Source organism: Luteolibacter yonseiensis (assembly GCF_016595465.1).
GTDB lineage: Bacteria > Verrucomicrobiota > Verrucomicrobiia > Verrucomicrobiales > Akkermansiaceae > Luteolibacter > Luteolibacter yonseiensis.
Genome location: NZ_JAENIK010000008.1, coordinates 153,618 through 171,461, shown reverse-complemented (window position 1 = coordinate 171,461; position 17,844 = coordinate 153,618). Strand labels below are relative to the sequence as shown.

Here is a 17,844-nt window from a genome sequence, read left to right as displayed (position 1 = left end):
TTCATTCCGTGCGAAGGTTTTTGGGCAACGGCGCTCCAATCAAAAGACGAGCACCTCGACAGGCGTCGGATTCCAACCGTTGCAGGGATTGTTGAGCTGCGGGCAGTTGGAGATGAGGCAGACCACATCCATTTCCGCCCGCATTTCGACGTAGCGGCCCGGAGCGGAGATGCCGTCGGCGAAGGTGAGGCCGCCATCGGTGGAGACCGGCACGTTCATGAAGAAGTTGATGTTGGGCGGCAGGTCGCGTTTGGTGAGCTCGATGTCCCACTCCTGCGCGCCACGGATGAAGCTGTCGCGGCAGGCGTGCATGCACTCGGTGTCGTGGGAGTAGCGCATGGTGTTGGACTCGCGCGAGCACGCGCCGCCGAGCGTGTCGTGACGCCCGCAGGTGTCCGCGGTGATGGTGAGCAGGACGTTGCCCTCGTTGCTCATCAGCCGGGTGCCGGTGGTGAGATAGAGGGCCGCCTGCTCCTGGATCGTCCGGTCCGCGCTGTAGCGTTCGGTAGGATCGGCGGCGCTGAAAAACAGCGTGTCGGCGGCCTGGTTCCCTTCGAGATCAAGGATGCGCAAGGTCCGGCCCTTCTTGATTTCATGAACCCACCAGCCGCCTGCGGGGATGACCTCGCGGAACGCGGCGTTCTCCGGGTCGAGGGTGCTTTCGATCATGGTTGTAGAAGGGTGTGATAGGTTTGGTTGTTTTCCCAGGCCCGGAGGTTCTCCGGGCGGACGAGCAGTGATGGATCATCATCCGCAGGCGGATCCCCCGCGAAGACCTGGAGCTTCACCTGGCGTTGCCGGTAGACGGGATCCGGATCAAGCGGATGCTGGCAGGTGTTGAGCACCACGAGCGTGTCCATCTCGAACCGCAGTTCGATGCTGTCGCCGGGTTTCGAATTTTCCGGGACAAAGGTGAGTTGGCCGGCTTCATCAGCCACGGCCTTGCTGAAGAGATTGAGATTGGGAACAAGGTCCTTTTTGCCGAGCCCCCACTTCGCCAGTTCGATGAGGAAGCAGTCGTGGCCGTTGCGGTGCCAGCCGTTGCGGGCGGACTGGTAGTTGTTCTCCCCGTATTTCGCGAGCACGCGGGCAGCGTCCGAGTGGCCGCAGACCGTGTCGTGCCAGCCCACGGTGTCCGAGGTGACCGAGGCCAGCAGCCGCCCCATGTCGGAATGCAGGCAGTAGGGCGAGCGCAGGTAGAAGATGTGCTGGCCCTTGAGGGTGTCCGGCATGTTGTAGCGCTCCGTGCGTTCGCGGGTGTTGTAGAGCAGCATGCCCACGTTCGCGCCGCCGTCGGTGTCGGTGAGGCGGAGCCGCTTGCCACGCGAGATCACGGCGGACCACATCCCGGCCCCTGACAATGTTTTTTCGAAAAGCGGTTTCATGGGCGTTTGCCGGTTCCCTTGGCGTGGAGCGGAGGCATGAGGTGGGGTGTCAGGGTGATGTGCGCGGTCTTCACTCCCTTGCAGGTGACGAGCTTGTTGGTGATCTCCCGCAGGGTGCGGGCGGGACCCTGCATGAGGATGACCTCGAGCACGTGCTCGTCCTCCAGAAGGATGTGTTGTGAGGAAATCACCTCGGAGATATGTTCCCGGAAAATGCGGGAGAGGTCGCGGAGAAGGGCGCTCTTCGACTCGTCGTACACGAGGGTGAGTGTTCCCGCCATGATCTCGGTGCCGATTTTCTCCAGGTGCTGGGCGGCGTGCTGGTGGATCATCTCGCCGACCGCCTGCGACCGGCTGTCGAATCCCCGCGAGGCGACCAGGCGTTCGAACGCCTGGAATGTCTCCTCCGGCATCGAGACCGTCATGCGCCTCAATCCGTCGTTGTTACCGTTGCTGGCCATGCATGGTTTCACAGCATGAGTGATGCCGAGTATGAACTTTTTTTAAAATCGTCATACTTGGGTTGATTTGTGTCCCGGGGCGGTTAGGTTCGGCGTGTTGAGGACGACTTCAGCCGCTGTGCGAAAATCAGGGACGACCCTGGCAACCGCCGGAACGTCATGCCTTGGATTCTTCTATTACTCGCAGCCTTTTTTGAAATCGCCTGGGCCATCGGCCTGAAATTCACCGAGGGCTTCACCCGCCTGTGGCCGACCGTCGGCACGGTGACCGCCCTTGTGGTGAGTGTCCTGTTGCTGGGCAGCGCCGCCAAGACCCTGCCGATCGGCACCGCCTATGCGGTGTGGACGGGCGTGGGGGCCGCTGGAACCGTTGTGATCGGAATGATGTTCCTCGGCGATCCGGTGAGTGCGGCGAGGCTGACATGCGTCTCCCTGATCCTCGCGGGCGTCGTCGGTCTGAAGGTCTTTTCCTAGGATCAGACAACGTCGGGATCCGAAATCGCGTGGCGCAGGACGGGGGCCTCCTTCTGCTCCTGGCCGGGCGGATGGATGAGGTTGTCGATGTGCTTGCGGACGCCGAGGAAGGTGGGATCGAAGATCTGGGTGCTGCTGCGTGGCCGGGGCACCGGGACCTGGACGACCTCGTTCACTCTTCCCGGGTTGGCTTCCAGAACGAGAATCCTGTCGGACAGGAACACGGCCTCGTCCAGGTCGTGGGTGATGAAGACGATGGTGATGTCCACGTTTTTCCAGATCTCCAGCAGGTAGGACTGCATCTGGCAGCGGGTCTGTGCGTCGAGAGCGCCGAAGGGCTCGTCCATGAAGAGGACGCGCGGCTGGTTGGCGAGCGCGCGGGCGATGGCGACCCGTTGCTTCATGCCGCCGGAAAGCTGGTGGGGGTAGGCGTTTTCGAATTTCGAGAGGCCGACGAGTTCGATCCATTCGCGGGCCTCGGAGTCGGCGATGTAGGTGGGCGTGCCGGACATCTGCGGGCCGAACATGACATTCTCCTTCACCGTACGCCATGGGAAGAGCGTGTAGCCCTGGAAGACCATCCCCCGGTCCGCACCCGGGCCTGAAACGGGTTCGCCGTAGACACGGAGCTCGCCGGAAGTCGGAGATTCCAGCCCTGCGAGGATTCTGACGAGTGTCGATTTTCCACAGCCGGAGGGTCCGATGACGCTGAGAAGCTCGCGCTTGTGCACGGAAAACGAGACGTCATCCAGCGCGGTGATGATGCCGCGAGGGGTTTCGAATTTTTTCGTGAGATGGCTCACTTGCAGGGCCACGGGGCGCTCGACGAGCCGGGAGAACCGGGCGGCGACCTCGGGTGTCTGCTCGCGGTAGTCGGGAAGTGCGAGATCGGTGTTCATGGTTGTGGCGCGCTTTTGCGGCTGCCGGCGGAAAGAATCCGGACGGGCCATTTCATGGCTTGGACGATGGCGCGGGAGAGCGGTCCGGTCTTGCCCGCCCATGGGAAGAAGATGCCGTGAAGCCAGGAGAGGAACTGGTCCATGATGAATCCCGTGAGGCCGATCAGGATGATCACGGGGAAAACACGGTCGAAGTTGCGGAAGCGGCCCTGAGTTTCGATGAATTCGGTCAGTCCGCTTTTCATGCCGATCAGTTCGGCGATGACGAGCCAGGTCCATGCCCAGCCGAGAAGGATGCGGAGATCGTTGTAGAGATTCGGCAGGATGCCGGGGATGACCACGTGGGTGATCATCTGGCGGGGCTTGGCACCGAGGGTTTGCGCGGCCTCCAGCAATGATGGATCGAGCAGCCGGGTGGTTTTGGAAACGACGAGGATGAGCTGGAAAACGGTGCCGATGAAGACGAGCGCGATCTTCGGAGCATCCCCCGCGAGCAGCACGGCGACCAGCAGCGTGCTGAAGGTCGGCGCGGGCATGTAGCGGAAGAAATCGACGAACGGCTCGAAGAGCCTCGAGAAAAAATCGAACACACCGCAGAGGATGCCGATGGGGATGCCGACGATGCAGGCCCAGATGAAGCCCATGAAAATGACGTGCAGGGAGCGCTTGTAGCGTTGCCCCATGGTGAGTTCTCCCGCGGGGACCTCGGCGGTGAAGTCGCGCAGGCCGGTCCTGACAACCTCATCCGGCGCGGGCAGATAGACGGGATTCGCGGGCCTGCCCTGCGGGATGAGTTTCAGCAGAGGCGCGTCCGGCAGGAGCTGATAGGAGAAGGTGGGCGATGCCGCGGAAAGGATGGTCCAGTTTTCCCGGACGATCCCGAGATTCTCGTCGGTCAGCGCGGGCTTTACGGCGACTTTCGCACCGGTGGCGATGTCGCGCCAGAGCGTGTAGAGGACGGCGTCGTTCTGTCCTTCGGTGTGGGGCAGCCAGCCATGCTCCACGGCGAGTGGGGCGAGCTGGCGGAGGAGTTTCTGGTTTTTCCGCTTAGCACCCGTTTCAGGTGTGCCGGCGCTTCTGGCCGCCAGCACTTTCGCGTTGTCATCCCTGACGGCCTGGGCGAATTCCGGGAAAAACTTCCGGCTGACGTGATCGCCCGCGGTGAAGACCGTGGTCACGCCCTCGCGTTCGGCGGAGAGTTCGATCTTCACGTCCGGATGCCAGATCCATGGGACGTAGGAAACGAGACACCACAGGGCGAGGGGAAGCAGGAACGAGGTGATCGAGAGGGCGAACCTCCTCGTCTGTGGCAGATCCCGGCGGATCAGGAACCAGTTTTTAAGAATGCCGGGACGTGTCATGAATGGCGGAGGCGGGTGGGATGGAGGCGCGGACGGACCATGCCGACGTGTCGGGATGCGGCATGGTCCTGAAGGAGGGATTCACAGGTTCATTCGCCCTTCTTGCCAGCCAGGGCCTTGGTCAGCGAGGGATCGAGGTACTTGGCGACGTCCTGGGTTTTCTCGTAGACCTTGAACTTGAGGTTGAACTCGTTGACGACCTTGGAGGAGCCGTAAACGGTGCCGAGTCCGGTACCGGTTTCCCAGCGCTTGAGCGCTTCATCCAGCGTGAGGATATAGGTGCCCTTGAGGAAGGGTTCGTATTCTTCCGGTGAGATCTTCACCCGGGCGGAAAGGATTTTCAGGACATCGTCGAGATTTTCCTCCGCCTTCATGTAAGCGGCGATGCGGTACCAGACCTTCACCACCTTCGCCCAGTCGTCCTTGTTTTTCTCAAGACTTTCGGGCGAGACGTAGAGGAGATCGTAGATGATGCCCGGGGCGTCCGCGGACGTGAAGACCGGTTTGGAGCCGGGCAGCGCCTTGAGGGCTTGGCCGGAGTTCGGCTGCCACGCGCCGATGGCATCCACCGCCTTCGAGGCGAGCACCTGCGGAGTCTCGTTGGTGGGCGTGTTGACGATCGTGACGTCATCGGATTTCAGGCCGTTCTTTTCGAGACCGGTAAGCAGGAGCAGGTGGGAGACGAAACCTTCCTCGATCCCGACCTTTTTGCCTTTGAGTTCCTTGATCGAATTGATGCCGGGAGCGGCGACGATCATGTCGTTTCCGTTGGAGAAATCATTGATGATGATGCCGACCGAGGGCTTGCCGGTGGCTCCGGTGACGAGGGCGTCGCCATTGGTCATGCAGACGGCGTCCACCTTTCCGGAGACGTAGGCGTCCATCGAGGGGACGTAGTCGAACCATTGGAAATCCACCTCCACACCCGCTTCCTTGAACCAGCCCTTCTGCACGCCGATCTCCCATGCGATCCAGCCGGGCCAGTCGGAGTAGGCGATCTTCAAGGGGGCGGCATTGGCGAACCCGCACATGGCGAGCAATGCAACTGCGGTGAATCCAAGGCGGGGCAACAATTTCATGGCGGTGGGTGTGGTTGGATTTTAACGGCGCGGTATGAATGTTTGTCCGTTTTTTCACACCGGATTAAGCATGGTTCATACCAAGTTCGGTTTTGGAAAACCGATGAAACGGCGGGCAGAGGTTTCGGAGGAGTGCCAAAATGAGCGGCGCGCCATTTTACGGTTTATCCCCGTGGCCGGGAGTGGGTAGGGTCTAGCCATGAACGAATCGCACCCTCCGCCGAAGAACATTGTTCTCATCGGCTTCATGGGTAGTGGGAAATCGACGGTCGGGCGCGAGCTCCATCATCGGCTAGGCTACCCTCTGGTTGACATGGACCATGTCATCGAACACCGCGCCGGAAAGGCGATCACCACCATCTTCGCCGAAGAAGGTGAGGAGAAGTTCCGCGACATGGAGACGCGCCTGCTGGAAGAACTCTGCGATCCGGCGGCACCGCGGCGCATCATCTCCACCGGCGGCGGGGTGATCGGCCGCGAGGCCAACCGGGACTTGTTGAGACACCTCGGGTATGTGGTGTGGCTGCACGCGCCCGTCGATGTGATCCTCGAGCGCACGGGGAAAAACCGCGACCGGCCGCTGCTGCATACCGACGACCCACGGGCGCGCATCGAGGCGCTGATGGAGGTGAGGACGCCGCTTTATGAAAAAACGGCCCACCTGAGGGTGGACATCCTCGGCCTGGACTGCGGAGAGCTCGCAACCGGCATCCTCGAGAGCGCGCGCTACTTTTTCACCGGACACCTGTGACCCGATGATCGAACAGATCAAGTCATGGGCGGCGGAGCTCGGCTTCGACGACTGCCGAATCGCCGCCGCGAAGGAAGCGGGCCACGCGGACCTGTTCCGCGAGTGGATCGCGGAGGGCAAGCACGGGGAAATGGCGTGGCTTGAGCGGACTCCGGAACGCCGTTGCGATCCGCGTGAGGTGCTCGCCGGATGCAAATCCGTCATCTGCCTCGCGCTGAACTACTACCCGGGCCGTAGCCCGTTTCCCGAGGGCCATCCCGGCGGCTACCGCATCGCCCGCTATTCATGGAACAACGACTACCATGACCTGATCGAGAAACGGCTGCGCGAGTTCGACGCGAAACTGCGGACGCTCGGCGGCACGCAGCGGTTCTACGTGGACACCGGGCCGGTGCTGGAGCGGGACTTCGCCAGTGACGCGGGGCTCGGATGGAATGGCAAGTCCACCGTGCAGATCCACCGCCACATGGGCGCCTGGTTTTTCCTCGCCGAACTGCTTACCACTTTGGATCTCACGCCGGACCCACCCTATGGCGACCATTGCGGGAAGTGCACCGCATGCATCACCGCCTGCCCGACCCGGGCGATCACCGCGCCCCGCAGGGTGGATGCGCGGCGGTGTGTCTCCTATCTCACCATCGAGCACAAGGGGGCCATCCCCGAGGAGTTCCGCATTGCCATGGGCGACCGGATCTACGGATGCGACGACTGCCTCGACGCCTGTCCGTGGAACCGCTTCGCCGTGGAATCCCGGGAAATCACCTTTCACGCGCGCACCACCGTATTTGAAAAGCGCCTGCGGGATTTCCTCGATCTGGATGACGATGGCTTCCGGGCCCTTTTCGCGAAGTCTCCCATCAAACGGATCAAGAGGCCGAGATTCCTGAGGAACGTCTGCGTGGCGTTGGGAAACACCGGCACGCTGGAAGACCTGCCCGCATTGGAGAAAGCCGCGGCGGATGAGGATCCGTTGATTTCGGAACATGCCACCTGGGCGGTGGCCCGCTTGCGAAGCAGACTGGGCATCCCCTGATTTTGATACGGGCGGCCACCATTTCCTGTGGTGCATGGTCAGTCCTCGTCCGGAACTTTCTCATCCAAATCAAACGGATTGATGGGGAAATAGGGTGGAGCGGTTGTCCGCACCTGCTCTTCAAACCAACCGACGTAGGCGTCCGCGACATTTCGAAAAGTCTGGATGTTGCAAGAAGCCGAACCGAACGTGTCATCTTGAAGCCGAAACAGAATATGAAGCCGGTCAGGTGGCCGGAAGACGACGAACGTCTTCGCGCCATCAAACATTTCACCCGTGTTCGTCAGGAAGTCACGTGTCGTATGGCCGGTTCTATGCCCGGGAGCCGCACCCTCATAAAGTTCTTTATCGATAAGGGTAAATATCGCGGTATCTGACAAGCTGGCCAAGCTTTCATCCCAGAGGATCTGGAAGTCCGCCGCCACCGCCCGAATGCGGTCGGTGGCGTGAAACAATGAGCAATGATTCTCCCGGATATCGCCTAGGCACACGCCTTGGATGTAGATGCACATCCTGCCAAATCCGCCAAAACGAGGGCCATGGGGTTCATGGTATGCTTCAATAGCAAAGTCCGCGGTGTCTCCAAATATCATGGCAGGGAACCTACCAACAGTTTTCAGAGGACGATCTTCTTGAACTTCGGCACCAGCAGGTGCATCAGCACCCATGCCGTGATGTAGGCCGAGCCGCAGATGACGAAGAGGATTCCGTAGCCGACCTCCACCTTGCCGAGCGCGGAGTAGTGCTTGAGAAGGAGTCCGGCCGCGCGGGCGATGAGGATGCCTCCGACCGCACCCGCCATGCCACCGATGCCGGTGACGGAGGCGACGGCCTTTTTCGGGAACATGTCCGAAACCGTGGTGAAGATGTTCGCCGACCATGCCGCGTGGGCCGCGCATGCGACGGCGATGGTCGCGACGGCGAGCCAGGTATTGATCTCGCCCAGGCGGGATGCGAAAAGAACGGTGAGCGGGAAGAGGGCGAAGATGAACATGGAGAGCTTGCGCGCCTTGTTCGGATCCATGCCGCCATCGATGAATTTTTTCGGCAGCCAGCCACCGAAGATGGAACCGACGGTGGAGACGGTGTAGACCACGGCCACCGCGAAGGGCCAGCTGATGACGCCCGGGATGTCCGCCTTGTCACCGGCGAATCCCGGATTGGCGGCGATGTATTCACGCACCTTGCGGGCGTTCTCTCCCTCGAGGAAGGATGGCAGCCAGAAGAGGAAGAACCACCAGATCGGGTCGGTCATGAATTTCCCGAAGAAGAAGGCCCACGTCTGGCGGAATTTCAGCAGACGGAACCATGAAACCTTTTCACCGGATGTGTCCGCACGCTCGGCTTCCTGTTCGTCGGTGTCGCTGTGGATGAAGTCGTATTCCGCTTGCTGGAGCTTGCCGCTCCGCAGCTTCTCAGCCGGTGATCCATACATCTTGTACCAGAAGAACAGCCACAGCAGGCCTACCGCACCGGTGAGGATGAACGCCCATTCCCAACCCCATGCCGAGGCGATGTACGGCACGCAGAGCGGAGCGACGATGGCTCCGATGTTCGCTCCGGAGTTATAGAATCCGGTGGCGAAGGCGCGCTCCTTTTTCGGGAACCACTCGGCGATGGCCTTGTTCGCAGCGGGGAAGTTTCCCGCTTCGGTGACTCCGAGAGCCGCGCGCCAGAGTCCGAAGCTCCATGTGTGGTGGCCGAAGGCGTGGCCGATGGCGGCGAGGCTCCAGCCGATGAGCGAGTAGGCGTAGCCCTGCTTGGTGCCCACCTTGTCGATGATCCTGCCCGCGAGAACCATCCCCAGCGCGTACGCGATCTGGAAACAGATGACGACCGTCGAGTAGTTCAGCTCCTGGTCCCCCGGAGTGGCTCCGAAAACCCCATCCTCGGACAATGTCTTCTTGAGCAGCCCGAGGACGTTCCGATCCAGATAATTGATCGTCGTCGCGGCGAAGATCAGTCCGCAGATGGTCCACCGATGGCGGCCGATTTTTTCATTCAGGGAGGTGTGAGACATGTTGAAATTTCAAAATGAGTTTTTTGCCGTCGGAAATATGATAATTTCACAACGGTCACTCAGACTGGTCCGGTGAAATACGGTCTGACAAGAAACAAAAAAATCACACTTGGGTGACTTTTTTTGTCGGATTCTTCACCCTTGCAACGTTCTTAGCGCGCCGCGGATCAGGATTTCGGTGGTTGCGGAAGGGTCGGTATCAAGGACCTTTTTCACCGACCTGCGCGCGTCGACCTGCTTGTAGCCCAGCGCGATCAACGCGAGTTCGGCATCCGCCGCCCCCGCGCTCACCTGTCCTGCGGCGGCGTCCTGCCATGTCTCCACCACGCCGACCTTGTCCTTCAACTCCAGCACGATGCGCTCCGCGGTTTTTTTTCCGACCCCCTTGAGTTTCGAAAGGCCCGCCACATCCCCGGCGACCACGCATTTCTTGAAATCGTTCACATTCATCCCGCTCAGCACCGAGACCGCCATCGTCGGGCCCACGCCGCTCACCCGGTCGATCAACAGCAGGAACACATCCCGCTCCTCCTCGCTCGCGAAGCCGAACAACTTCTGCCCGAGCTGGCTGAAATGAAGGTGGGTCCGCAGATCCACCTGCAAGCCCTCCGCCGCGTGCAGGCGGTCGAACGTGGAAAGCGGAATGAAAACCTCATATCCCACTCCCTGCACATCCACCACCAGCCGGTTCGGATACGCCTCGATCACCTTGCCCCGCAGTCTCGCTATCATGGTGTCAGTTTGAACATGTGATTTGGTGCGTCAATACTGATCCTGTGGTAAGCATGCCGCCGCGCCTCGCCATTCGGAAATTGACTCCCTGGTGGCGTGGGCGAGCATCGCGATCATGAGAATCCACAGATGGCTCGCAGCCGGTTCCGTCCTTCTGGCACAGCCCGCTCTGGCGAACGGCGGCGGCTATTTCCGGGGTGGCGTCGAGCGGGCGGGGGATGTCGCGGGATTCGAACCGGAGGAGACGGAGAAAATCCGGATCCTGGATGAGAAGCTGACTGTCGCGCTGGGCCAGAAATCCGCCGACGTCGAGGTGCGCTACCTGATGCGGAATGAAATGGACAAGAAGGTGAAGGTGCGCTTCGGATTCCCGGTGGAGGAGTCGTTTGACGAAAATGACTTTGGCATGCCCGACCAAGTGGAAAACAAGAAGCCGGACCAGCCCGGCTACTGCAGGAACTATGTCATCACCGCTTCGGGGGTGTCCACGGCCGCGAAATGGCAGGCCGAGGAGAAGTCCGGAGAACAGAAGCCGTTCAAAGGCCTCGCCGGGTGGTTGATTTCCGAAATCACATTCGCCCCGGGGGAGGAAAAGCCGGTGATGATCCGTTTTGAAAGCAGCTATCCGCTCAAGGAGTGGAGTGTGAGTGATGACTCGTCCACAGGTGCCTCTTTGTTCAAGTACCGTCTTTCCACGGCGGCATGCTGGTCGGGAACCATCTCCACCGGTCGCATCGTCCTCAAGCCGGCTGGGATCGATCCACAGGAATTGAAAGTCCTGAAGCCGGTGAACCGGTTCAAAAAGGAAGGGGATGCCTGGGTCTGGAATTTCGAAAATCTGGAGCCGGCCATGGCGGATGATATGGAGGTGGAAGCCAGCCCGTCGGTTGACACGTTCCCCGTGCGGTTTGGAAGCTCCGACGGTTCCGAATATGTGAATCGCGGAGGACGGTGGTCCATGTCCCATGCGAACTACCAGATCAAGGCGAGTTCGACGCTGCCTGCCGACGGGACGCATTCCTATCAGGCGGAGAATGTGAAAACCTCCAGGCCGGACATCGCTTGGAGCGAAGGTGCCCGGGGGACGGGTATTGGCGAATGGTTGGAAATCATTCCAGAGGTTTCCAAACCGCTGGCTGCGATTGAAATCTGGCCGGGATTCACTTCCAGCGAGGAATACTATCAGGCAAACGCGCGGCCAAAAAAGATATCGATCGATCTGAATGGCGAATATCAATTCAGTGTTGATGTTCCGGACCGGAGGGAGAGCTTCCGTATCCCGATCAAAGGTTATTCAAAGCCTGTGGACAAACTCCGGATGACATTCAAGGAGGTGTGGCCGGGAAGCAAATATGAGGACTTGTGCGTCAGTGGTGTGAAACTGCATGTCAGGCTCGACAAAAAACCGAAGATCCAACCAGCCCGTTAGAATGGCATGTTTTCCGGATTCGTTCCGGAACCCGTTCAAAATTGACTCACCGGTCCGGATCGCCGATAAGAGAACAATGAAAACCAAGGTGTGGCTGGGAATCTGTTTCACCCTGTTCCTGCAACCCGTTCTCGCCAATGGCGGCGGTTACTTCCGGGGTGGCGTCGAGCGGGCGGGGGATGTCGCGGGATTCGAACCGGAAGAGACGGAGAAAATCCGGATACTGGATGAGAAGCTGACTGTCGGGCTGGGCCAGAAATCCGCCGACGTCGAGGTGCGCTACCTGATGCGGAATGAAACGGACAAAAAGGTGAAGGTGCGCTTCGGGTTTCCGGTGGAGGAGTCGTTCGATACCAGCATGATGGTTGCTGTCGGCGAGGACGCATCCGAAAAGACCAAGTCGCTGAAGTATTGCAAAAACTACCTGATCACCGCGTCGGGAAAGTCCGTGGCCGTGAAATGGCAAAGTGAGGAAAAGGAGGTGGGGGACAAGCGTTTCAAAGGGATCGCGGGCTGGCTGATCTCGGAGATCACATTCTCGGCGGGGGAGGAGAAGCCCGTGATGATCCGTTTTGACAGTGATTATCCATCGGAGGAATGGAATGTCAGTGACAATACTTCTGAAAGCCCCGCAATGTTCCGGTATCGCCTTTCAACCGCCGCCTGTTGGGCGGGGACCATCGGGACGGGACACATCATCATAAAGCCGGCGGGTATCGATCCAAGGGAACTCAAGGTGATCAAGCCGGTGAACCGGTTCAAAAAAGACGGTGAAAACTGGGTATGGAATTTTGAGAATCTGGAACCTTCCATGGCGGATGATATGGAAATCGAAGCCTCTCCAGCCATATCGGGACACAATGATTCCGAAACCTCGCGTTTCGTGGAGCGGGGGAGCCAATGGCTGATGTCCCATATCAATTACGAAGTGCGGGCGAGTTCGGAGCTTCCTCCTGCGGACGGCAATTCATATGGCGCTGGGAAAGTGAAAAGCATGTGGGGGCAGGAGACCTGGAGCGAGGGTGTGCCGGGAACCGGTGCCGGTGAATGGCTGGAGTTGAAACCCGTGGCGCCGAAACCCCTGGCCGCCATCCTGGTCCGCCCGGGTTATTCAAAAAGCGACGGCTTGTTCCAAGCGAACGCCCGGCCGAAGCGGATACGGGTCACTCTCAATGGAGAGCACTCGTTCGGTGTGGATGTCCCCGATTCCAACAATGTGCGGCGCATTCCCGTCATCGGGTATGTGAAGCCGGTGAAGCAGATCAGGCTGACTTTCGAAGATGTGTGGCCGGGGACGAAATTCGAGGACCTCTGTGTCAGCGGGGTTTGGTTGGAAGTGAAACTCGACAAGAAACCGAAACTTGGACCGGTTCGCTAAAGTCCTGGTGTTGATTGCCGTTCTCGCTGGTTTTGTCCGAGCCGGACAAGAGCTTCCGGTTTTCATCGCTGACAACCACGCGGAAACAGCCGGCTGGATCATCCGGAACTTCGATCTGGATGAGAAACACGTTCTGGTCCTGGTGGATGCCCATTCGGATGGTTCCGCGGCGGAGAGGTCCGAGGAGATCCGCGAGCAATTGCGCCGGGTGCCATCGGAAAAGGAGCGGGCCGCCCGTGTGGAGGACTGGAGGAAGACCGGACGCATCCAGGCGTTCAACTGGATCGAACCGCTGATGCCACGTCCGTTGGATCGTGTGTTGTGGCTTGCCGCGCCGGAACTTTCCGCCAAGGAACGGGCGGCGAAAACCCTTGATGCCACGGAGTCGCTGGACGGTCGGCTGGAGGTCGAACCGCGCTCAGCCGGCTCATTTGAAAGACGCTGGGAAACCTGTGACCTGAAACGCTACCGCGACTGGCAGCCGGGAACGCGCAAGGTCGTCCTCGCCATCGACCTGGATTTCTTCGCGGGAATGAATCCGGCGGACCGGGTGTCGCGCTTTGAAGAAATCTGGGAGCGGGCGATGGATTGGCCCGGGCTGGCCGGTGTCGCCTTCGCCGTTTCCCGTCCATGGCTTGGAGGCGATGAAGAGGCGGACGCGCTCGTCAGCCTTGCGGTGGATGCCGTGCGCCGCACGCGTGGAGCCTTTCTGGAATTGGATGCCTCGCTTGATGACAGGCCGGACGATTCGTCGAAGGCGGCGGAACTGAAGCATCAGGTTCCACGCTGGGACATTGCGAAGATCTCCGCAGGACTCCGGATGAAGCTGGGAATGATGGCGGACGATTTGAGGATCGCCGATCGGAACCGCCGGTGGTCCGCCGCCGCTTGGGCGGATGAGTCCGTTTCCGCACGGATTGTTCCGGATCATGGGGAGATCGACTGCGACGGGGTGTGGAGGTTTCCGCTCGGCGGGGAACCCGTGTTGAGGGCGGAAGCCTCCGCCGCCTCGACCGGCAGGACCCGTTGGTTTTTGTTGGAGCCCGCGAGGGACGCGTATGACCTGCTGCCTGAGACCGGGCTTGGAAAGGATTTTTCGCAATCGCCCGCCCGCTGGATCTACGAGAAACGTCGTAGCTTGGGTGAAAGCGGTGATTCGCAGCTTGATCCCGCGGCATGGCGGCGTCCCACGGGCGGGAGATTTTTCGTTGAGGCGGAGATGGAAACAACAGAGGGCTGGATTCCGACGCCACGCATCGAACTGAGGATCCGCTCGGCGGAGGGATTCCGTGGCGCCGTGTCGGAATGCTTCGGCATGCCCTATGTTTTCGGAATCGCCGGCGTGAGGGCGGGCGATCTTTCCGGGGTGGAGACCGGCTGGGGCGGTGATTGCGCGAACCTTTTCGTCCACGCCTGGCGGCGGAATGGCATTCCTCTGGCGTGGGGCGATCCCGGACGTTTGCGCGCCCGGCTCGCGACCAAGGCGGAAGGTGTTTCTCTTCAGGATCCGGTGAAAATCACACCTGAAGAAATCGCGAGGGGGGTGGTCGTCGATTTCGGGAAACACGTCGCGGCGGTTTGGGAGGATCGGGAACCGTTCGGTTTGTTGGATGGCGGTGATGCCGTGGTCCATCATCTCGGAGGTTTTCCTGAGATCGTCGCGCTGTCGCGGCTGGCGGAATCCCGGCCTGTTTTTTCACTGCGTGTTCCGGCGGCTTTGCCGACGTGCCGTCTGGCGTTTGCCGGGGATGTGGTTTTGGCTGGAGAAGAACGCAGGGTGATCGATGGTTTTGGCAAGGGAGGGGCGGACCGTTTCGTGGCGAATCTCGAAGGCATTCCTTCCATGCGCGAGCCGGACACGAAGCCCCGTTATGATTTCCGATTCCCTCCGGAACGGCTGGCATGGCTGAAGGAGCGGGGCGTGGATGCCGTTTCGCTGGCGAACAATCATGCCGCCGATGCCGGGAGGGATGGCATTGTCGAGGGGATGAAGGCTTTGGACGCGGCGGGCATTTCCTATTTCGGAGTGGGGAAAAACGAAGCGGAGGCATGCCGGCCATGGCGGGTGACCGCCCGGGGCGTGAGGCTGGCGGTTTTCGGTGCCAGCTATTTTCCAGCCGGTGCGGCGGGGGCGGATCATCCCGGTATCGCGGTGTTGCCGTCGCACCAGGACAGGATAGCACGGGAGATCCAGGAAGCCCGGACGGCCGGTGAGCGGGTGATCATCATGGTCCACGGAGGAGATGAATATGATGTGAAGGTGAATGACGAACAACGGCGGTGGGCGCGCTGGCTTGTCGCGCGGGGAGCGTCATTCATCGTGGGAGCACACCCGCATGTCGTTCAAAGGGGGGAGAATCATGGCGGGGCGGTGGTTTTCCACTCTCTTGGGAACGCGGTCTACCCCGCGGATCTCAAGGGTGCGGACTCGGGCCGCATCCAGGTGCTGGAGGTGGGAGCTGCAACCGGTTTGGAGAAACAATAAACTGCGGTTCGCCGCGTTCACAGGGTCTTCGAAAGTATCACGCTGCGGTAGTTCGTGGATGACCAGTCCATGTGTTCGATGAACCGGAAACCCAGTTTTTCATACCAGCGGATGAGATGGTGCGCTCCCTCCGCGGTATCGAGGGCCAGCTCGGACGCTCCGAGTGCGGAGGCCTCGTTTTCCATCAGGGTGATCAGTTTTCCACCAAGACCCCGTCCCTGCAGATCGGTACGCACGGCGAACTGGCCGAAGGAAAACACACCGGATGTGTCATACCAGGAACAGCCGGAGCCACCACCCGTGTATGGATAGAGGGTGACCGTCGCGACGATCTCATCATCCAGTTCCGCCACCCACGGCAGTCCCCCTAGCAACCTTGACCGGGTGACCTCGTCGCACTGGTGTGTCGCGGTGTAGCGGAGGTTCATGGCCGCGAGCGGCGCGTAGGCCTGGTGCAGCAGCCGCGTGATCGGTGGGATGGCGTCGTCCTCATGGAACGGGCGGATGGTGATGCTGTCGATCATGGCGGGGCTTTTCCTGTTTGTTGACTAGCGGCCCGCGGACTCCTTTGGAAGCTCGAATGCGGACGCCGCGTATGATGTTGTTTCCGCTCCGGCTGATGCTCCCAACCCTCGCTCCCATGAAAATCCCGTTCCTCATCGCATTCGCGTTTGTTGTTTTCCCGACACTCCTTCCCGCTGCGGATGATCCGCTGGAGCTGGGGCCGTTCGGCATCGGGAGCTGTCACGTGCGCGGGCGCAATGCCGGGGATTCCAAAACGTGGATTCCCCAGATGAGGGAGATCGGCCTGCGTTATCTGCGGTCGGGTGGCACCGGCTGGAGCATGGTGCAGCCGGAGAAGGAGCGCTTCGATTTCAAGGAACTGGACGAGCAGTTGGACTACTTCAGCCAACAGGGAATCCTCACGGGAGGACTGCTGTTGGGAAACCCCGGGTGGAACACCGCGGATGCTCCCGGATCACTGCCGGTGAACAATCTCGCCGGGTGGTCGGAATACGTTTCGGAAATCGTGAAACATACGCGCGGGCGGGTGAAGTGGTGGGAAGTCTGGAACGAACCACCGAATTTCACCGGCCGTGACCAGACGCCCGCGGACTATGCGAAAATCGTCATCAGCGCGTACGATGCGGCGAAGGCGGCGGACCCCGCCTGCAGGGTTGGCCTGGCGGCGAAATCCTCGCATGTGCAATATCTGGAAGCCGTGATCGAGGCGGGGGCGAAGGATCATTTCGACTACATCACGCTGCATCCCTATGAGATACTCGACGGAATCGCTGATGATGCGGGAACGGAGGCGGTGTTCATGAACATCGTGCCGGTGGTGAGGAAAATGCTGGCTGCGAAAAATCCCGCGAAAAAGGATGTGCCCATCCTTTTCACGGAGCTGGGTTGCGATGCGGAGAAGAAGGGCGCGGACGTCCAGGCCAACGTGCTGGTGAAGGCGTATGCGATGGGGATCGCACAGGGTGTTTCATGCATCCATTGGTTCGAGGGCATGGATGGCGACAGCGGGCCGATGGGTCTCATCGATGCCTCGGGCAAACCGCGTCCCTCCTATACCGCGCTGGCACAGATGATCCGGCACCTGGGCCAGAAACCGGGGTACCTCGGGTGGGTTCTCATGAATGGGAAAAATCCCGCGTTCGCATTCCAAGGGGCCGCCGGGCCGGTGCTCGTCGCCTGGACCTCGCGCAAGACGAGGGATGAGATCCGGTTTTCCAAGCCCGTCGGCTTCGTGAATCCGCGGACAGGACAGGAAACGCGGGCGGACAAGCTCACCCTCACCTCCGCTCCTGTCCTGGTGCTCGGCGTCCCGGAGGACCTGCTGAAACAAGCAGCCTCGAACAAAAACAAACCCCTGCCATGGGGCGGGGATTATCGTGAGGAGAAATCCGTGTCGGTGACGATCGGCGAACGGCAGGTGGAGAAGGGGCTGCACACCTTCGCCGGTGACAGTGTGGCACAGGCGGTGGTGGCATATGGCGGCCCGGCGCGATCCGGGAATGTTCCGGGTGGCAATGTCTTCGTGGTGGACCCGGGTTTCCTGTCCTACACCGCCACACCGGTGCCGATCGAAATCACCGCGGTCGTGCGGCGGAACGAGGCGAACGACAACGCCGGCTTCAAGCTCGTCTATGAATCGACAAGTGGTCTGAAGACCGCCGCCAGCGGCTGGTACACGGTGCCGGACAATGAGAAATGGCACACGGTGAAATGGCAGCTCGATGACGCGCGGTTCGTGAACTACTGGGGATATAACTTCGCGCTGGAATCGGACGGGCCGAAGTATGGCGGCTACTATCTGCAGAGCGTCACGGTGACGAAACGATGAAGTT

General features: G+C 60.5%; 17 protein-coding genes. 7 read left to right on the top strand and 10 right to left on the bottom strand.

Features of this window, described 5'->3' with window-relative positions:
• Nucleotides 1-39 precede the first annotated feature (39 nt).
• The 3 genes from JIN84_RS06940 to JIN84_RS06930 are packed head-to-tail and all read right to left on the bottom strand — an operon-like array spanning nucleotide 40 to nucleotide 1,846.
• Nucleotides 40-669, bottom strand: coding sequence for an urea amidolyase associated protein UAAP2 (locus tag JIN84_RS06940; protein WP_200350306.1), 630 nt, complete (start codon nucleotides 667-669; stop codon nucleotides 40-42).
• Nucleotides 666-1,385: an urea amidolyase associated protein UAAP1 gene (locus JIN84_RS06935; RefSeq protein ID WP_200350305.1), complete on the bottom strand. Its 720-nt coding sequence runs from the start codon at nucleotides 1,383-1,385 to the stop codon at nucleotides 666-668. The genes JIN84_RS06940 and JIN84_RS06935 overlap by 4 nt, the downstream gene beginning before the upstream one ends.
• Entirely contained in the window at nucleotides 1,382-1,846 is a 465-nt protein-coding gene (locus tag JIN84_RS06930; RefSeq protein ID WP_200350304.1) for a CopG family ribbon-helix-helix protein, read from the bottom strand. The genes JIN84_RS06935 and JIN84_RS06930 overlap by 4 nt, the downstream gene beginning before the upstream one ends.
• 159 nt (nucleotides 1,847-2,005) lie before the next feature.
• Here JIN84_RS06930 and JIN84_RS06925 point away from each other — a divergent pair, with 159 nt between their 5' ends.
• Nucleotides 2,006-2,320: a DMT family transporter gene (locus JIN84_RS06925; protein ID WP_200350303.1), complete on the top strand. Its 315-nt coding sequence runs from the start codon at nucleotides 2,006-2,008 to the stop codon at nucleotides 2,318-2,320.
• A 2-nt stretch (nucleotides 2,321-2,322) separates the two neighbouring features.
• On the opposite strand, the gene JIN84_RS06920 is transcribed toward JIN84_RS06925, so the two are convergent.
• The 3 genes from JIN84_RS06920 to JIN84_RS06910 all read right to left on the bottom strand — a co-directional run bounded on the left by JIN84_RS06920 (nucleotide 2,323) and on the right by JIN84_RS06910 (nucleotide 5,659).
• Entirely contained in the window at nucleotides 2,323-3,219 is an 897-nt protein-coding gene (locus JIN84_RS06920; RefSeq protein WP_200350302.1) for an ABC transporter ATP-binding protein, read from the bottom strand.
• Nucleotides 3,216-4,580: an ABC transporter permease gene (locus JIN84_RS06915; RefSeq protein WP_200350301.1), complete on the bottom strand. Its 1,365-nt coding sequence runs from the start codon at nucleotides 4,578-4,580 to the stop codon at nucleotides 3,216-3,218. Before JIN84_RS06915 ends, JIN84_RS06920 begins: the two co-directional genes overlap by 4 nt.
• An 89-nt stretch (nucleotides 4,581-4,669) precedes the next feature.
• Complete coding sequence (locus JIN84_RS06910) at nucleotides 4,670-5,659, bottom strand: ABC transporter substrate-binding protein (RefSeq protein WP_200350300.1); 990 nt, start codon at nucleotides 5,657-5,659, stop codon at nucleotides 4,670-4,672.
• Nucleotides 5,660-5,858: 199 nt separating this feature from the next.
• Between JIN84_RS06910 and JIN84_RS06905 the strand changes: the two genes are divergently transcribed.
• Together JIN84_RS06905 and queG are read left to right on the top strand one after the other, a co-directional pair.
• The gene (locus JIN84_RS06905; RefSeq protein ID WP_200350299.1) at nucleotides 5,859-6,410 is read left to right on the top strand and encodes a shikimate kinase; all 552 of its coding nucleotides are present in this window, start codon (nucleotides 5,859-5,861) and stop codon (nucleotides 6,408-6,410) included.
• A gap of 4 nt (nucleotides 6,411-6,414) precedes the next feature.
• Nucleotides 6,415-7,443 carry a tRNA epoxyqueuosine(34) reductase QueG gene (queG, locus tag JIN84_RS06900; RefSeq protein WP_200350298.1) on the top strand — a complete coding sequence of 343 codons (1,029 nt, stop codon included), beginning with the start codon at nucleotides 6,415-6,417 and terminating at the stop codon, nucleotides 7,441-7,443.
• Between the two features lie 38 nt (nucleotides 7,444-7,481).
• Here the strand turns inward: queG and JIN84_RS06895 are convergent, their stop codons facing one another.
• The 3 genes from JIN84_RS06895 to ruvA form a co-directional block, all read right to left on the bottom strand.
• Nucleotides 7,482-8,036, bottom strand: coding sequence for a hypothetical protein (locus JIN84_RS06895; protein WP_200350297.1), 555 nt, complete (start codon nucleotides 8,034-8,036; stop codon nucleotides 7,482-7,484).
• A gap of 23 nt (nucleotides 8,037-8,059) precedes the next feature.
• The gene (locus tag JIN84_RS06890; RefSeq protein WP_200350296.1) at nucleotides 8,060-9,463 is read right to left on the bottom strand and encodes an MFS transporter; all 1,404 of its coding nucleotides are present in this window, start codon (nucleotides 9,461-9,463) and stop codon (nucleotides 8,060-8,062) included.
• Between the two features lie 135 nt (nucleotides 9,464-9,598).
• A complete protein-coding gene (gene ruvA / locus JIN84_RS06885) occupies nucleotides 9,599-10,195 on the bottom strand; it encodes a Holliday junction branch migration protein RuvA (protein WP_200350295.1) in 597 nt (198 codons plus the stop codon).
• Nucleotides 10,196-10,310: 115 nt separating this feature from the next.
• On the opposite strand from ruvA, the gene JIN84_RS06880 reads away from it, so the two are divergent.
• The 3 genes from JIN84_RS06880 to JIN84_RS06870 all read left to right on the top strand — a co-directional run bounded on the left by JIN84_RS06880 (nucleotide 10,311) and on the right by JIN84_RS06870 (nucleotide 15,487).
• Nucleotides 10,311-11,624: an NADase-type glycan-binding domain-containing protein gene (locus JIN84_RS06880; RefSeq protein WP_200350294.1), complete on the top strand. Its 1,314-nt coding sequence runs from the start codon at nucleotides 10,311-10,313 to the stop codon at nucleotides 11,622-11,624.
• A 76-nt stretch (nucleotides 11,625-11,700) separates the two neighbouring features.
• Complete coding sequence (locus tag JIN84_RS06875) at nucleotides 11,701-13,002, top strand: NADase-type glycan-binding domain-containing protein (protein WP_200350293.1); 1,302 nt, start codon at nucleotides 11,701-11,703, stop codon at nucleotides 13,000-13,002.
• 7 nt (nucleotides 13,003-13,009) lie between these two features.
• The gene (locus JIN84_RS06870) at nucleotides 13,010-15,487 is read left to right on the top strand and encodes a CapA family protein (protein ID WP_200350292.1); all 2,478 of its coding nucleotides are present in this window, start codon (nucleotides 13,010-13,012) and stop codon (nucleotides 15,485-15,487) included.
• Nucleotides 15,488-15,504: 17 nt separating this feature from the next.
• Here the strand turns inward: JIN84_RS06870 and JIN84_RS06865 are convergent, their stop codons facing one another.
• A complete protein-coding gene (locus tag JIN84_RS06865) occupies nucleotides 15,505-16,011 on the bottom strand; it encodes a GNAT family N-acetyltransferase (RefSeq protein WP_200350291.1) in 507 nt (168 codons plus the stop codon).
• Nucleotides 16,012-16,127: 116 nt separating this feature from the next.
• Between JIN84_RS06865 and JIN84_RS06860 the strand changes: the two genes are divergently transcribed.
• Complete coding sequence (locus tag JIN84_RS06860) at nucleotides 16,128-17,840, top strand: GH39 family glycosyl hydrolase (protein ID WP_200350290.1); 1,713 nt, start codon at nucleotides 16,128-16,130, stop codon at nucleotides 17,838-17,840.
• Nucleotides 17,841-17,844 lie beyond the last annotated feature (4 nt).

Coding starts and splice junctions, on each gene's coding strand:
- JIN84_RS06940 (WP_200350306.1), bottom strand. CDS start 669: ATGATCGAAAGCACCCTCGACCCGGAGAACGCCGCGTTCCGCGAGGTC.
- JIN84_RS06935 (WP_200350305.1), bottom strand. CDS start 1,385: ATGAAACCGCTTTTCGAAAAAACATTGTCAGGGGCCGGGATGTGGTCC.
- JIN84_RS06930 (WP_200350304.1), bottom strand. CDS start 1,846: ATGGCCAGCAACGGTAACAACGACGGATTGAGGCGCATGACGGTCTCG.
- JIN84_RS06925 (WP_200350303.1), top strand. CDS start 2,006: ATGCCTTGGATTCTTCTATTACTCGCAGCCTTTTTTGAAATCGCCTGG.
- JIN84_RS06920 (WP_200350302.1), bottom strand. CDS start 3,219: ATGAACACCGATCTCGCACTTCCCGACTACCGCGAGCAGACACCCGAG.
- JIN84_RS06915 (WP_200350301.1), bottom strand. CDS start 4,580: ATGACACGTCCCGGCATTCTTAAAAACTGGTTCCTGATCCGCCGGGAT.
- JIN84_RS06910 (WP_200350300.1), bottom strand. CDS start 5,659: ATGAAATTGTTGCCCCGCCTTGGATTCACCGCAGTTGCATTGCTCGCC.
- JIN84_RS06905 (WP_200350299.1), top strand. CDS start 5,859: ATGAACGAATCGCACCCTCCGCCGAAGAACATTGTTCTCATCGGCTTC.
- queG (WP_200350298.1), top strand. CDS start 6,415: ATGATCGAACAGATCAAGTCATGGGCGGCGGAGCTCGGCTTCGACGAC.
- JIN84_RS06895 (WP_200350297.1), bottom strand. CDS start 8,036: ATGATATTTGGAGACACCGCGGACTTTGCTATTGAAGCATACCATGAA.
- JIN84_RS06890 (WP_200350296.1), bottom strand. CDS start 9,463: ATGTCTCACACCTCCCTGAATGAAAAAATCGGCCGCCATCGGTGGACC.
- ruvA (WP_200350295.1), bottom strand. CDS start 10,195: ATGATAGCGAGACTGCGGGGCAAGGTGATCGAGGCGTATCCGAACCGG.
- JIN84_RS06880 (WP_200350294.1), top strand. CDS start 10,311: ATGAGAATCCACAGATGGCTCGCAGCCGGTTCCGTCCTTCTGGCACAG.
- JIN84_RS06875 (WP_200350293.1), top strand. CDS start 11,701: ATGAAAACCAAGGTGTGGCTGGGAATCTGTTTCACCCTGTTCCTGCAA.
- JIN84_RS06865 (WP_200350291.1), bottom strand. CDS start 16,011: ATGATCGACAGCATCACCATCCGCCCGTTCCATGAGGACGACGCCATC.
- JIN84_RS06860 (WP_200350290.1), top strand. CDS start 16,128: ATGAAAATCCCGTTCCTCATCGCATTCGCGTTTGTTGTTTTCCCGACA.